This is a genomic window from Tenacibaculum bernardetii (assembly GCF_029125915.1).
GTDB lineage: Bacteria > Bacteroidota > Bacteroidia > Flavobacteriales > Flavobacteriaceae > Polaribacter > Polaribacter bernardetii.
Genome location: NZ_JAQJCU010000005.1, coordinates 146,022 through 161,628 on the forward strand (window position 1 = coordinate 146,022; position 15,607 = coordinate 161,628).

The window sequence follows — 15,607 nt, forward strand, 5'->3', positions numbered from 1 at the left end:
TGTTTTTGATGTTGTTTCTGAGTTTTGAATAACAGCTCTAGATGATTTGTTTTCACATTTTTTTACAGATATACTATTTAAATCTACGTAGTTCGACTCAACTTCATCTTCACAAACTTACTGAGCGACAACTACTTGAGTAAGAAACATTAATAATGCTAATGTTATATTTTTCATGTTAAAAAATTTACATTCATATATTATAAATGTATCAATAACATAAGCATCTTCAGTTTGTTTTTCGATAAACGACCTTATATGTATAGATGAAACCCTTTTTAAGTGATTTAAAGCGTATTTTATTAAAAGAATAACTATTTACTCTAAAAAGCAATCATCTTTAAAGCCTATTAAATATAATTTATCTTGCGCTCTGGTAACTGCAGTATATAACCAACGTAAATACTCAACACTTGGTCCGTCAGGCAAATAAGGCTGCTCAATAAAAACGGTATTCCATTGTCCACCTTGTGATTTATGACAAGTCATCGCGTAAGAAAATTTTACCTGAAGTGCATTAAAGTATTTATTATTTTTTACGCCCATAAACTGCTTATATTTCGATTTTTCATCAGCAAAATCTTCTTTTACAGCTTGATATAACTTATTTGATTCTTCATAGCTTAAAGAAGGACTTTCACTAGAAAGCGTATCTAAAAGCAATACTGTTTCAAAAGGACTCATATCAGGATAATCAATCATACGAACCTCTACTTCAGCAAATTTAAATCCGTATAATTCTTTTATATCAGTAATTCGCATCACTTCACAGATATCACCATTTGCTATAAAACCTGCGGAAGAAGAGTCTTTTAACCAAAAGTAATTGTTCTTAACAATCATTACATAATCTCCTGTAGAAATCTCATTTTCTTGACCACGGATTTTAGTTCTAATTTGGTCGTTGTATTGATTAGCTCTTTTATTTGATCGTACAATAAAAGCGGTATCTTCTACCCCAATATCACCATCGTACGCCTGTGTAATAGCATCCTGTATGTCGTAACTGTCTTCTAGCCTGATGATATCTAGATAATTTATATCAAACTTAAAGTCGGTAACATTATTTTGTATTAATAAGCGTAAATCAGTTGCATTAGCTAAAATACCTGAATTTTGTTGCTGACGCACTACTTCATCTAACTCAATTTCGGTAACATCTTTATTAAAATCAAAAGAAAGTTTATCTGCCTCTAAAGCAGGACTCATTGTTAATTTAACCGGTGGCAACTGTGCTGTATCTCCTATAAAAACAATTTTACAGTTTTTACCCGAGTACACAAAAGATATTAAATCATCTAATAAAGAGCCGTTTTCAAACAGTTTAGAGTTTTGACGAGCATCTGATATCATTGAAGCTTCATCAACTATAAAAACCGTGTTAATATGCTTATTAGGTTGCATCACAAAGCTAACACCCCCATTACCTTCTTTTTTAGGAAAGTAAATTTTTTTGTGTATTGTAAAGGCTTGCTTTTTAGAATAACCAGAAATTACTTTTGCTGCCCTACCTGTAGGTGCTAAAAGAACAGCCTTTTTACCGGCTTTCCATAAATTATTAACTACGGTACTAATTATCGTTGTTTTACCCGTACCGGCATATCCTTTTAATAAAAACAAAGCGTTGCTATTAGTGTCAAACAAAAAGTCTGTTAACTTATCTAATAACTCATTTTGCTTCTGAGTGGGTTGGTACGGAAATTTCTCGAGAATTTCTTTATAAAACTTAGGTGCTGATTCTATCATATTTTAAATAATAGCCAAAGATAAATGTATTTATAGATAAAAATTTTCATGATTGAAAAAAAATTGTAGATTTGCGTATATCATATATTAAAACAAAAAAAATGAATTTATTATTAATGATTTTAGCAGCTGTTGTAGTTGCAATTCTTTTAGCTGTAATTATAGTTAAGTTTGTGCCATTGAAAATGAGATGGTTAGTCTCTATTTTATTATTAGCAGCTACTGTTCTCTTAGTGGTTAAAATTTATGGAGGTATCATAGAACCTATTCATTTTGCTAAAGAAAAAGAAGTACGTTTTGCTAAGGTTATTAAGAATTTAAAATTAATTCGTGATGCTGAAGTTAAATATAAAGAGGTTTATAGAACTTATACTAACAGTAAAGATTCTTTAATTAACTTTATTGAAAACGGTCAATTAGCTTTAATTGAAACTAAAAACATCGAAGAGAAAGTTGATAGAGGTGGTGGTATTTTTATTACTGTTTCTAAAAAACAAGTTGATACTATAGGGTACGAACCTGTAGCAAAATATTTTGAAGGTGAAGACTATAAAGGTATGTTTAATGTTCCTGGAACAGACAAGCAGTTTGAAATAGCTACTGGTGAAGTTGAAAAAGTTGCCGGATTATTAGTTCCTGTTTTTGAAGTTAAAGCAGATAAAACAGCTATCTTAAAAGGTATGAGTACTTCTTTAGTGAAACAAGAATTAGAAGCTTTAGAAACGGATCAAATTAAAGGAACTTATGTTTCTGTTGGTTCTTTAGACGAAGTAACTACTGGTGGTAACTGGCCTCCTTCTTACGATAAAGGTGAAGCCGTTGTTAAAGAAGACTAAAAAAACTAGCGTAATAACGCAAAATAAAAATCTATCCATCCAATTTAGTTTGGATGGATTTTCTTTTTGTATCTCTAATTCAGATACAAGAGAAACAATTTTATTTACCGAATATATATTTGAGGCTTCATTGACTTCTCCTGAATATTTATTAGATAAAGTTATTAGTATTTTTGCTACTGATAAAGATTTACAGCAAGACTTTAAAAGTGTATTTGCTATTCATCAAAATAACTTAGCAACACTTGTACCCAACGAATATTTTGATAGAAGCTGTTTAGAATCTTATTTAAAATACACCGTTAAAACCTTAACAACAGATTTTATTACATATGATGCTTTAGATATGATGGAAGCCAATACGGTATACATTCCTTATGTAAACATCAATAATTATCTGTTTCAAAATTTCGGAGAATTCGAATACAAACATCACTCAACTATTTTAATAGATAAGTTATTAAACTACTCTAAAGAAGATTCTGAAAAACAATTTTTCGTACACGTATCTCCTAATCAATTAGATATTGTTGTTTGCCAGCAAGGCATTTTAATTTTACATAATTCATTTTCTTACGCTACAAAAGAAGATTTTTTATATTACATTTTATTTGTAGCAGAACAATTACAAATGGATCCTGATAAATTTCAATTAACTTTCTTAGGTAATATTGAAAAACAGTCTGACCTTTATACGATTACCTTTAATTACGTACGTAATATTCATTTTTTAAAACCTATCTTAAACTTTTTTACAGATAGTGAAGAGTTTTCTAATCATTCTAATTTCATCTTAGTACACTAATGAGAATTATATCAGGAAAGTATAAAAGCAGACGACTTTCTGCTCCGAAAAAATTACCTGTTCGTCCTACGACCGACATGGCTAAAGAATCGTTATTTAACATCTTAAACAACAATTATTATTTTGATAGTATCGCTGTATTAGATCTTTTTGCAGGTACTGGTAATATCAGTTATGAGTTTGCTTCTCGCGGAACCTTAACAATACACGCTGTTGATGCTCATTTTGGCTGTATAAAATTCATTAACGAAACCGCTAAAGAGTTAGATTTTGATATAAGCACCTACAAAAGCGATGTATATAAGTTTTTAGAAAAAACAACTATAAAATCGGATGTTATTTTTGCAGATCCTCCATATGACTTTGAAGAAGAGCAGTTTTTAAAAATTGCTGATCTTGTTTTTGATCGTCAACTTTTAAGTGAAGAAGGAACTTTAATTATAGAACACTCTAAACACACCGATTTAACAAAACATCCAAAACATAGTTACGACAAACGTTACGGTGGTAATGTTTTTAGTTTTTTTGAAACAGAAACAGAAGAGTAAACATAAAAAAAGGAAGCTAATTAATTAGCTTCCTTTTTTTATGTGATAATATATCTATTAAGAATACATTTTCTTTCTTAATTCCTTAACCTTAGGATCAGATAAATAATCATCGAAAGTTGCGTATTTATCAATCACTCCTTTTGGTGTTATTTCAATAACTCGGTTTGCTACTGTTTGTGCAAACTCGTGATCATGAGTAGAAAACAATATGGTTCCTTTAAAGTTAATTAAAGAGTTGTTTAATGATTGAATAGATTCTAAATCTAAGTGGTTTGTTGGTTCATCTAATAAAAGAATATTAGCTCTTGTCATCATCATACGAGACAACATACAACGAACTTTTTCTCCTCCAGAAAGCACATTACTTTTCTTTAATGCTTCCTCTCCTGAAAAAATCATTTTACCTAAAAACCCTCTTAAAAACACTTCTTCTCTTTCCTCTTCTGTCTGTGCATACTGACGTAACCAATCTACTAAATCTAATTCGCCGTTTTGAAAAAATGATGAATTATCTGCAGGCAAATAAGATTGTGTCGTTGTTACTCCCCAATTATACTTTCCTGAGTCTGCTTCTTCATTTCCTGAAATAATTTCATAAAAAGTAGATACTGCTTTAGAATTCTTTGAAATAATTGCAACTTTATCTCCTTTGTTTAAGTTAATGTCAACATTGGCAAATAATGGACTTCCTTCAAAGTTTTTAGTTAATCCTTCTATATTTAATATCTGATCTCCTGCCTCTCTATCTCTATCAAATATAATAGCTGGGTAGCGACGACTAGAAGGTTTAATTTCATCAACATTTAACTTATCTATCATCTTCTTACGAGAAGTAGCTTGTTTAGATTTTGCCATGTTTGCAGAAAAACGACGAATAAATTCTTCTAATTCCTTCTTCTTATCTTCTGCCTTTTTATTTTGTTGTGCTCTTTGTTTCGCTGCTAATTGACTAGATTCATACCAGAAAGTATAGTTACCTGAAAAGTGATTTATTTTTGCAAAATCGATATCAGAAATATGTGTACAAACAGCATCTAAAAAGTGACGGTCATGCGATACAACGATTACCGTATTATCAAAATTAGCTAAAAAATTTTCTAACCAAGCAATTGTTTCAAAATCTAAATCGTTGGTAGGTTCATCCATTATCAGCACATCCGGGTTACCAAATAATGCTTGAGCTAATAAGATACGTACTTTCTTTTTAGATTCTAAATCTGCCAATAAAGTATAATGATCTTCTTCTTTAATACCTAAATTCGATAATAAAGTTGCAGCAGCAGCATCGGCATTCCAACCATCCATTTCTTCAAAACGAACTTGTAACTCCCCTATTTTTTCTGCATTTTCATCAGTATAATCTGCATATAAAGCATCTATTTCTGTCTTAATTTTATGCAACTCTTTATTCCCCATTAAAACAGCTTCTAAAGTAGTATACTCATCAAAAGCATAGTGATCTTGAGTTAAAACCGACATTCTTTTACCTGATTCTAAATGAACCTGACCAGATGTTGGTTCTTGCACTCCTGATATTATCTTTAAAAAAGTAGATTTCCCTGCTCCGTTTGCTCCGATAACACCGTAGCAATTTCCTTGAGTAAACTTTGTGTTTACTTCATCAAATAAAATACGCTTACCAAACTGAACTGATAAATTAGATACTGATAACATTTATGACTTTTTAAATTGGCTGCAAAAGTATAAAATATACTGACTTAAAAAGAATTTGCAAGGATAAATTTAACATCATACTTTTGGCGCTTTTAATTCTTTTAACAGCTAATTAACAACTAGATTATACAGAGATGTTTATTTTTGAGCATTATTTCTTTATAAAGAGAAAAACAAGATATGATTAAGTATTTAATACCTTTTATATTAATTTTATTCATTGGTTGTAATGAATCGGAAACCCCAAAAAACACTTATTTTGGAGGTAAGATTATAAACCCAAAATCTAGCTATGTAACTTTATCTGATAATTATGGTTTTAACGACACTATTTATTTGAAAAAAGACAATAGCTTTTTAGGCACTTTTAAAAAGTTTAAAGATGGATTATACATGTTTGGTCATGGGCCAGAACATCAATATGTATATCTAGAGGCTAATGACAGTTTGCTTTTTAGGTTAAATACTTGGAGCTTTGATGAGTCGCTTGTTTTTAGCGGTAAAAACGCAGAAAGAAATAACATCTTAATAGAATCGTTTTTGCAAACAGAAATAGATGATAAATATTTTTCTAAGCATCAAAACCTTACACAAGAAAATTTTATAAAAAAAGCAGATTCTATAAAAAGAGTTAAGGAGAATATTATTAACACTTACAAAAACAATACAGATGATGTTTCTAGTGATTTTTTAGAAATACTAAACATTACGATGCTGTATCCTATTTATACCAATTTAGAAGAATATGCTATTTATAACTATAATAATAAAAAGTCTATTCCTTTAATTGATTCTTATTTTGATTATCGCAATAACATCAACACTAAAAAAGACTCTTTAATTTTTTACGAACCATATTATAAATATATGATGGATAAGTTATACAATGATGTATATCTTAAGAAAGAAAAATCAGAAAACTTTACTGTTGACTTACTTTATAGCATAGACGCAAATATTACTTCAGAAGAAATAAAAAACAAGTTACTATATAACACCGTTATGCGTCGCTTTTTTAAAGAGCCTAGTCAAAAAAATAACGACCAAGCATTTTTTACTTTCTTTAAATTAAATACAAGTATTGATCAGAAAAAAAATGTACAACGCTTAATTAACGATCTAAAATTATTAAACACAGGTGATAAATTGCCTTCATTTAATTTAGTGAACGCTAAAGGAGAAGAAAAGAATATTTCTAAAATAGTAAGTGACAAGAATACTGTTATTTTATTTAAAGACTACAAACATGCATCTGATGAATGGATTGCTTCTCGTACTAATTACCTTATAAGAAACAACCCAGATGTTAATTTTGTTGTAGTTAATTTATGTACATCATCTAAAAGATATACCAAAAACATAGATATTAAACACCAATACACATTACCCAAAAAAAGCAGCTTGTGTGAGTTTTCTACTAGCAAGTTTCCGCGTGTTGTTTTAATTGATAGTAAAGGTATTATAACAAACGGATACACTAGTTTATCATCAAAAAGAATTAATGTAGAAGTCGGTAATTTACAAAAAAACAAATAATCTTCTATAATCTATTTAATTTATCATACCTTTGCGGGATTTTATTTTCGAAATAAAATGAAATTTAGATTATTAACTACCAGATTATTAGCCATATAATCTATTGTCCAAATTAAGAATCAGGTTTACAGATACTGGCGTCTGTGAATCTAAAAAGAACACAGACGTATATATGTCAACATTTTTAGATTTAGGTTTAAAAGAGCCTATCAACAAAGCATTAACAGATTTAGGTTACGAAAAGCCTACTGTAATTCAAGAAAAAGCAATTCCACAAATTATTTCATCTACGGCAGATTTAAAAGCATTCGCCCAAACAGGTACAGGAAAAACAGCTGCTTTTAGTTTACCAATTATCGAGCAAATAGACTACTCAGATAAAAACACACAAGCTATTATCTTATCTCCTACTCGTGAACTTGCAGTTCAGATAGGAAACAACATTAAAGAATTCGCTAAATACATACCAGATTTAAAAGTGGTTACTGTGTATGGTGGTTCTAATATCGAAGAGCAAATTAGAGGTTTAAAAAGAGGTGCACAAATAGTTGTGGGAACGCCTGGTAGGACTGTCGATTTAATAAATCGTAGAGCTTTAAGATTAGGAAACGTAAAATGGTTAGTTTTAGATGAAGCTGATGAAATGCTTAACATGGGGTTCAAAGACGAACTTGATAAAGTATTAGACGCAACTCCTGAAACAAAACAAACTTTATTATTTTCAGCAACTTTTCCTAGAGAAGTAGAAGCTATTGCTAGAAATTATATGGATAATCCTGTTGAAATTACATCAGGAGAAAAAAATCAAGGTTCAGATAACGTTACTCACGAATACTATGTAGTAAACGAAAGAACTCGATACCAAGCATTAAAAAGAATTGCAGATGTAAATACTGATATTTACGCAATTATTTTCTGTAGAACAAGAAGAGAAACACAAGAAGTAGCCAATAACTTAATAAAAGATGGTTATAGCGCAGATTCTTTACATGGAGATTTATCTCAACAACAAAGAGATAGCGTTATGGGTAAATTCCGTAAGAAAACTATCCAAATTTTAGTTGCAACTGATGTTGCTGCTCGTGGAATTGATGTTAACGATTTAACACACGTTATTAACCATAAATTACCAGACCAAATAGAAAACTACAATCACCGTAGTGGTAGAACAGGTAGAGCTGGTAGTAAAGGTATTTCTGTAGTATTAGTAAATAACAAAGAGAAAGGTAGATTACGTTCTATTGAGCGTATCATCAAAAAGAAATTTGAATCTAAAAAAGTACCTACAGGTAAAGAAATTTGCCAAAATCAATTAATGCACTTAATTGAAAAGGTTAAAGCTACTGAAGTTAATACGGAACAAATTGAAGAATTCTTACCTAGTATCTATGAAAAATTAGAAGATTTATCTAGAGAAGAATTAGTTCAGAAATTCGTTTCATTAGAATTCAATAAATTTTTATCTTACTACAACAAGTCTGACGATTTAAACGATGTATCAAACAGAGATAGTTCAAGAGCTAGATCTAATGATGAAAACATGACTCGTTTCTTTATCAACTTAGGTAGAAAAGATAAATTAAACCCTGCTGCATTAATCGGATTAATAAACGATCAAAAAATTGCAGATAAAATTGAAATCGGAGCGATTGATATTTTAGATACTTTTTCTTTCTTTGAAATTGATAAAAACTTTGAAAAAGAAACGTTAGATGCTTTTGGAGCAAATGACGCTGACTTTAACGGACGTACTGTAAACATTGAAATTACTAAATCTAATCGCGGTGGCGGTGGAGGCGGAAGAAAACCTCGCGGTGGCGGTGGTGGATTCAGCGGAAGAAGAAGAAGCGGTGGAAATGATAGAGGGCCAAGAAGTTCTGGTAGAAGAAGTGATTCTAGTAGAGGTGAATCTTCTAACAGAAGCGACTCTAGAAGACGCAGTATCGATAGTAGTTCTTCTCCTAGAAGAAGCAGTGGTGACGGTAATGCTTCTGCTGGTTTTGGTAGAAAGCGTAAAAGAGACTAAGCAAAGAATCTTATATATTAAAAAAGCAACTCATAAATGAGTTGCTTTTTTTTACTTAAGTTTTAATGAAATTTATTGATTTCCTAAAATAATTGGCATTCCGCTTTTACCTGCTCCAATCAATACCACTTTACTGTTTGTTGACTGAGATAGCTTTAAAGTAGCTTCAATACCTTTATCTTGTAAGATTTTATCCGTTAAAGAAGCACTTAAAATCTTATTTGCATCAGCTTTACCTTTTGCTTCAATAATTTGCTTTTCCGCTTCTTTTTGTGCAGTAACTAACCTAAACTCATATTCTAAAGATTCTTGTTCTTGCTTTAACTTACGCTCAATAGCTGTTTTAATTGTAGGAGGTAATGTTACATCTCTTACCAAAACTTCGTTTAATTGAATATACTGTTTGTCTAAAATCTTTTTGGTTTCTTCAAAAATTTCTGTTTGAATTACATCTCTTTTACTAGAATATAATTGTTCTGGTGTATAACGACCAACAACACTACGAGCTGCCGAACGAATAGCTGGTTGTATAACTCTAGAAATATAGTTCTCCCCTTTTTCTTGATGTAGTGAACCTATTTTCTCAGACTGAGGTTGAAACCAAGCAGAAGCTTCCAATTGAATTTCTAATCCGTTTGAAGATAATACTTGCATTTTTTCAAAAATTTCTTGCTGACGTACTTCGTAAATAAAAACTTTGTTCCAAGGTGATACAAACTGAAACCCCTCTCCCATTGCTGGTTCGTCTGTTACTACTCCACCTCCAAAAGTTCTATACAAAACACCTGCTTGACCTGATTTAATAGTTACGGTTGCTTTTGTAAAAGCAATAATTACGATTACTGCTAAAACACCTAAAAGAATACCGCCTTTTGGTAATTGTAAATCTAATTGTCTATTGTTACTCATTTCTATGATTAAAATTTATAATTATTATATTCAAATGTACAGAATTAATCACAATTACCTTAATATAGTCTGATAACTCTGTTTTTGGTAATTGTGATTCGTATTTTTTATAATTTAATTAAAATCCCTGTATTAAAAACAAATCCATCTGTAGGTGCCCAAATATCAGTAAAAGTTGGATTGTTATGTGGGGGCTTTACCATTGATTGAGAATTTTGCTGTTTGGTATCTGTAAAATTCTCAAAATTTGTATATAAACTAACTTTCCCAAAGGTACGCATTACCATAAACCCCATTGTCCAGTAATTTGGTGTAGCAGTTAAATCATTTCGTAACTGTGAACTTTTATAATACGCTTCATAACCAATTCGCCATTTATCGTGTACTTCATACATTAAAACACTACCAATACTATGTTTGGGTGTTAATGCTTTTTGTGTATCATTCAATTCTACATTATTATATGCGTAATTTGTAAACAGTATAAAATCTCTGTATTTAAACTTTAAATTAGTTTCTGCTCCATAACTATTTAACGTACTTGTAGCATTTACAAACTCATAATTAATTCCGGTTTGTTGTAATAAAAGCGAGTTTTTTAACTGAGTATAAAAAACTAATTGATTAAATGACATTGAAATATTATCATTAAATATTCTGGTTTTATAATTCACATCAGCATTAAAACCTATAGAGGTTTCTGCCTTAAGATCAATAACGTTTATTGGCATTACATTTTGATATGAACGCAACTCAGCATCTTCGGTAAAAATAGTTGGTATTTTATAACCTAATCCTCCCCCTATTCTACTTGAAACGGCATCATTATATTTTATAAATAATGATAATCGAGGTAATACAAAAGTTCCGTAGTTATTATTATAATCAGCTCTAAGACCACTTTCTAAAGTCATGTTCTCAGTAAACTTCCAATTATTTTGAGCAAAACCACCAAAGGTAAATTGATTATAACTACGATCTATATTTGTAGGTTTATCTTCTTTAAAATTTTCGGTGATAATATTACCTCCAAAAACCCAATCAGATTTATCCTTATATAAATTGTACGTTCCTTCTGTAAACGTTGCTATTTGACTTCCATCAAATTGAAATGTAGGTAAACTTAAATCACGTTTAAAATAACTTATACTATTTTTAAATGTTAGTGTTTTATCTTCAGAAATATCATTGCTATATGTTAATTGAGATGCCTAACGTTGTGTTTTATTTTCTTCAAAGAAGTTATGTTCAGGTGAAGTATTATTGTCTATAGCGTCAATATCTCCTCCGGTTCTTTTTTCAACTGATGCGTTTAAACTTAACCGTAATTGTTCTTTTTCATTTGGATAATAAAAAAAAGAAGGATTAAAGCTAACACTTCTTACTTTGGGTATATCAGTAAAATGATCATTATTTACATCCGTAGCATTTTGATGATTAGCAGAGCCGTATAATGAAAGTCCAAATTTATCAAATCGTTGACTATAAAAAGCATTTAAAGTACTTCCGTTGCGAGAAGTTTGATCGAACATTAAACTAACTTCAGGTAATAGCGTTGGTTTTTTTGACACTAAATTAACCAAACCTGCAATTGCGCCACCACCATATAATGTAGATGAACTTCCTTTTATTATTTCAACTTGTTTTAAATCTAAAGGTGGAATTTGCATAATGCTCAATCCGCTTGAAAAACCTCCAAACAGCGGAAATCCATCTTTTAACAACTGCGTAAAACGTCCATCCAGCCCCTGTATTCTTATAGATTGGTTTGCGGAGTTGGCAGAAGTTTGTTGCATTTGTATTCCTGTACTTTCACGCAGAACCATAGCTATATTTGCCGAGTTCATAATTGCTTTTTCCCCTAGTTCTTCTGATGAAATAACTTCAATACGTGTTGGTAATTCAGCAATACTTCGTTTACTTCTTGTAGACTGAATTACAACTTCCTCTAAAGACTCTTCATCTTCATGAAGTTGGATAGTTAGTTGTTTGTTTAAGGTTGGGAATTGAATTACCTTCTCTACTGTTGTAAAACTTATAAAAGATATTATAAATGTTTGTTTACCTGAGGGAATATTATTTATAGTTGCTAATCCATCTAAATTAGTTTCGTTACCTATTTTTGTGTTTTTTATAAATACTGAAGCTCCTGGCAAAGGATCTTTTTCATCTGAAGTTACTTTAATCGTAATTGAATTCTGCGCGATTATATTTATCGCAAATAACCATAGAGATATGGTTAAAACTATATTTTTTATCATTTTTAAATGATTTAATTAATTATAATTGTAGGTGTGTAGTTAGACATCTTTTTATGTAAAAAGATGTGTTTTTTTCAATAAAATTGAAAAAAAATATAATTAATTAAACTCTAGGAGGCTGAAAAAGTTGATCTAAATAGCCAGATGTGTTTAGAACTTTGTGGAAGTGATTTTTCTTTTTTACTTGAAAATATTTAATAAACCGAATTTTAAATTCCGAATTAATTATAGCACTCGATATTACTAAAGAAACACAGTGATGGTGGTGTTCTGTATTTTTTTCTTCGTCTGTATCATTTTGATGATGCTTATTTAAATGTGCTTCATCCATTATATCAACATGAACTTTTGTTGCATTATTATCATCAAAAATCACATCATCAGCATGAGCTTGCACCGGTGGCACAAACAACAATACTATTAATATAAGGATGATAATATTTTTCAAATCATAGACTTATGAAATACAAAAGTATAAAAAAAATAGACAGGTTTATTATTTTAACCTGTCTTTAGCATACTCTACTTTTGTCTTTCCATGTGCAAAAGGGTTTCCAGCATCATCTAAACTAACCATTATAATTTTGTCGATTGCTATAATTGTTTTGTGAGTAATTTTATTACGCACTTCACAGTTTAAGGTAATAGAAGAGTTACCAAATTTTTCAACTTCTATACCAATTTCGATAATATCTCCTTGTTTTGCTGAGCTTACAAAATCTATTTCTGACATAAATTTTGTTACCGTTTTAGGAATTTCTAATTGAATAATAGCATATAAAGCTACCTCTTCGTCAATCCATTGTAATAAACGGCCTCCAAATAAAGTTCCGTTAGGATTTAAATCTTCTGGCTTTATCCACTTTCTTGTATGAAATTTCATATTTTATTGTTCTATGTTAATCGCTTCAAAAGCGGTTAGGTTATTATTTTCAAAATGAATTGTTAACTGTATTGGATTACAACAAGTTTCGCAATCTTCTATATAGGTTTGAGAAGCACTTGCATCTAAAATCATAGAAATTGTTTCCCAACAATATGGGCATTGAAAAAAATGTTCTAAAGTCATTTAAAGTTCGTTTTTCATATTGTTTTCTATACGTTATCTAAAAACATTTTTAAAAAAATCTTTTTTGATAACTTTTTACAAAGTTCAGAAACTATTACTCTTTAAACGAATAAAACCTATTTGTTTTTTAAATTTTACCATAATATTTTCTGATAAACCATTCTAAAGAGAATAAAGTAATGGTTAAAAACAACACCCATTTCCAATCTATTAAATTTTGATTTTTAGTACTAGATTTCTGAACAGTATAATAAAAAGTATCTGTTGTTAATTCTTGTAGTAAATTTTCTATTTTATCAGTATAAAATAATTTTCCTTTCGTTTTTACAGCTAATGAATTTAGTTTTTTATGATTTGCATTTGTAAACTGTTCTTCTATTTGATAATCGGTTATTTTAAATTTACCAAAGCTATTTATATTCTGATTTGCTACCGAAACTTTATATGAATATTCACCTGCTAAAAGACCTTCTACCGATACTTGATATGAATTATTTATTAACGAAAACGGAATTACCTTCTTACTCTTTGTTTTAGTATTTGTTACTGTTAATTCTAACGAAGCTCTATTATCAAACTGATAATTTTTATCAACATAAAAAGCCGATATATTTATTGGCGTATTTGCGGTGTATAAATTCTCGCTTTTAACCTCTAATCTTTTTCTTTTTTTATTTGATGCTAAATACTGCACTAAATTTCCTAAAAAAGCATCAAATATTTCAAAGTTTTGTTCTTTTAAAAAACTAGCAGCTCTCCATTTCCAAATTCCTTCACCAAATAAAACAGCATGCTTTTTATCGTTTTTTTCAATCGTTGTTAATAATGGTTGTTTAGTTTCTACTCCCGCAAATTTTTGATACAGTAATGTTTGAGCATCATTTGTTAAGTCAACTGTTCCGAATTTATCTCGCAAAGGCGGAAATTCGTTAAAACCAATATCCTTTTGTAAAAAAGTTAAAAAATCGGTGTTATAAATCGCTAAATAATTTTCTGTTTGATTAATTACTTCTTTGGTAAATCCTAATTGCTGTGTATTTAAAAATCTCCAATCTGTTTTTGTTCCTGAAATCACCAAATAATTCGACGGAATTTTCTCGAATACTTTTTTAAAATAACTATTAGGTTGATAAAAAACAAAAAACTGATAATCAGCATAATTGATTTTTTTATCATTAATTAAAGCAATTGTTACTTTGCGTTGCTTATTACTTTCTATTGCTTTTTTTATAGCACCTAAATCAGGGTGTAAAAACGAGCTTAAAACCAATACTTTCGTTTGCTCATCTATAACTTCTACCGAAAAATTCTGATAATTATTTTTGGTGTTTTTCTCGTTTTCTATTTTACTAATTGCGCTACTATAATATTGAATTCCTTTTTTATCCGAAGTTAAATTTGTTAAAACCGTTTGTACAGGATTTGAAGGAGAAAATTGAAGTCTTTTTGAAAACACTTTTTTTCCGCCATTAGAAATTGAAAAAGTTGCACTTACTTTTTCCTTTCCTTCATAATAAAGCATGGCTTCTACAGGAAATTTATTTTTTATATAACTATATTTATTAACGTTTAACTGTGATATTTGTAAATCTTGATACAAAGTGGTATCACCAACTACTATTGGATATATTTTACTTTTAGCATTTATATATTCATAATCATTACCCGTAGTTTGATTTCCATCACTAATTAAAATACTTGCATTTAAAGTATTTTTATTTAATTCGTTAACCGATTTAATTGCTTGTGAAATATCTGTTTGAGTTTCTGAAAAAGACAAACTATCTAAAACAGCAATTTTAACTCCAAAAGAAAAAAGCTGAACATTAAATTTATCTTGTAATTGTTTATGTTCTTGTATTTTTTTTATAATAGATGCTACTTTTTTATCCTCTTTAAAATATTTTATAGAAAGTGAATTATCAGCCAAAACTGATAAAACAGGCTTACTACTTACATTTTCTATCGTTTCTATTTGGGGATTTATAAATAATAAAATCAATAAAAACAAACTCGTTGTTTTTAAAACAAATAGTAAGATGTTTATTTTAGAATTATTTTTCGCTTTGTAGAAATATTGAAAAAAAGCAATAGCAATGCTTAACAAAATTGCGATGATAATATAAATAAGGGTTCTAGTTTCCAACAAAATTATTTTAGATTGTGAAGATAAAAAAACTATCAAATAAAATGA

Annotated in this window: 14 protein-coding genes; 5 read left to right on the forward strand and 9 right to left on the reverse strand. The window is 29.6% G+C overall.

Annotated elements, in window-relative coordinates:
- Positions 1 to 318: 318 nt before the first annotated feature.
- Positions 319 to 1,746, reverse strand: coding sequence for an ATP-dependent DNA helicase (locus tag P2G10_RS05940; RefSeq protein WP_275315643.1), 1,428 nt, complete (start codon positions 1,744 to 1,746; stop codon positions 319 to 321).
- Positions 1,747 to 1,847: 101 nt separating this feature from the next.
- On the opposite strand from P2G10_RS05940, the gene P2G10_RS05945 reads away from it, so the two are divergent.
- From P2G10_RS05945 to P2G10_RS05955, 3 genes are read left to right on the forward strand one after another with little or no spacing between them, the layout of a single operon-like run.
- Positions 1,848 to 2,582, forward strand: coding sequence for a hypothetical protein (locus tag P2G10_RS05945; protein WP_275315645.1), 735 nt, complete (start codon positions 1,848 to 1,850; stop codon positions 2,580 to 2,582).
- Positions 2,557 to 3,387 (forward strand): DUF3822 family protein, encoded by an 831-nt coding sequence (locus P2G10_RS05950; protein WP_275315646.1) that lies wholly within the window; start codon positions 2,557 to 2,559, stop codon positions 3,385 to 3,387. The genes P2G10_RS05945 and P2G10_RS05950 overlap by 26 nt, the downstream gene beginning before the upstream one ends.
- Positions 3,387 to 3,935 carry an RsmD family RNA methyltransferase gene (locus tag P2G10_RS05955; RefSeq protein WP_218772455.1) on the forward strand — a complete coding sequence of 183 codons (549 nt, stop codon included), beginning with the start codon at positions 3,387 to 3,389 and terminating at the stop codon, positions 3,933 to 3,935. Before P2G10_RS05950 ends, P2G10_RS05955 begins: the two co-directional genes overlap by 1 nt.
- A gap of 57 nt (positions 3,936 to 3,992) precedes the next feature.
- On the opposite strand, the gene P2G10_RS05960 is transcribed toward P2G10_RS05955, so the two are convergent.
- Complete coding sequence (locus tag P2G10_RS05960; RefSeq protein ID WP_218772454.1) at positions 3,993 to 5,612, reverse strand: ABC-F family ATP-binding cassette domain-containing protein; 1,620 nt, start codon at positions 5,610 to 5,612, stop codon at positions 3,993 to 3,995.
- Between the two features lie 180 nt (positions 5,613 to 5,792).
- Between P2G10_RS05960 and P2G10_RS05965 the strand changes: the two genes are divergently transcribed.
- Both P2G10_RS05965 and P2G10_RS05970 read left to right on the forward strand, forming a co-directional pair.
- A complete protein-coding gene (locus tag P2G10_RS05965; RefSeq protein WP_275315647.1) occupies positions 5,793 to 7,148 on the forward strand; it encodes a hypothetical protein in 1,356 nt (451 codons plus the stop codon).
- Positions 7,149 to 7,320: 172 nt separating this feature from the next.
- Entirely contained in the window at positions 7,321 to 9,174 is a 1,854-nt protein-coding gene (locus P2G10_RS05970) for a DEAD/DEAH box helicase (protein WP_275315650.1), read from the forward strand.
- Between the two features lie 72 nt (positions 9,175 to 9,246).
- Here P2G10_RS05970 and P2G10_RS05975 read toward each other — a convergent pair whose 3' ends face one another.
- The 7 genes from P2G10_RS05975 to P2G10_RS06005 all read right to left on the reverse strand — a co-directional run bounded on the left by P2G10_RS05975 (position 9,247) and on the right by P2G10_RS06005 (position 15,559).
- Positions 9,247 to 10,083 carry a prohibitin family protein gene (locus P2G10_RS05975; protein WP_275315651.1) on the reverse strand — a complete coding sequence of 279 codons (837 nt, stop codon included), beginning with the start codon at positions 10,081 to 10,083 and terminating at the stop codon, positions 9,247 to 9,249.
- A gap of 107 nt (positions 10,084 to 10,190) precedes the next feature.
- Complete coding sequence (locus tag P2G10_RS05980; RefSeq protein WP_338056309.1) at positions 10,191 to 11,267, reverse strand: TonB-dependent receptor plug domain-containing protein; 1,077 nt, start codon at positions 11,265 to 11,267, stop codon at positions 10,191 to 10,193.
- A 27-nt stretch (positions 11,268 to 11,294) separates the two neighbouring features.
- Positions 11,295 to 12,344, reverse strand: coding sequence for a TonB-dependent receptor (locus P2G10_RS05985; RefSeq protein ID WP_275315652.1), 1,050 nt, complete (start codon positions 12,342 to 12,344; stop codon positions 11,295 to 11,297).
- A gap of 103 nt (positions 12,345 to 12,447) precedes the next feature.
- On the reverse strand, positions 12,448 to 12,750 hold the full coding sequence (locus tag P2G10_RS05990; protein WP_275315653.1) for a hypothetical protein: 303 nt from the start codon (positions 12,748 to 12,750) through the stop codon (positions 12,448 to 12,450).
- Between the two features lie 90 nt (positions 12,751 to 12,840).
- Positions 12,841 to 13,227, reverse strand: a complete 387-nt coding sequence (locus tag P2G10_RS05995) for an acyl-CoA thioesterase (RefSeq protein ID WP_218772449.1) — start codon at positions 13,225 to 13,227, stop codon at positions 12,841 to 12,843.
- A gap of 3 nt (positions 13,228 to 13,230) precedes the next feature.
- Positions 13,231 to 13,413, reverse strand: coding sequence for a CPXCG motif-containing cysteine-rich protein (locus P2G10_RS06000; protein ID WP_218772448.1), 183 nt, complete (start codon positions 13,411 to 13,413; stop codon positions 13,231 to 13,233).
- Between the two features lie 127 nt (positions 13,414 to 13,540).
- A complete protein-coding gene (locus P2G10_RS06005) occupies positions 13,541 to 15,559 on the reverse strand; it encodes a VWA domain-containing protein (RefSeq protein ID WP_275315654.1) in 2,019 nt (672 codons plus the stop codon).
- Positions 15,560 to 15,607 lie beyond the last annotated feature (48 nt).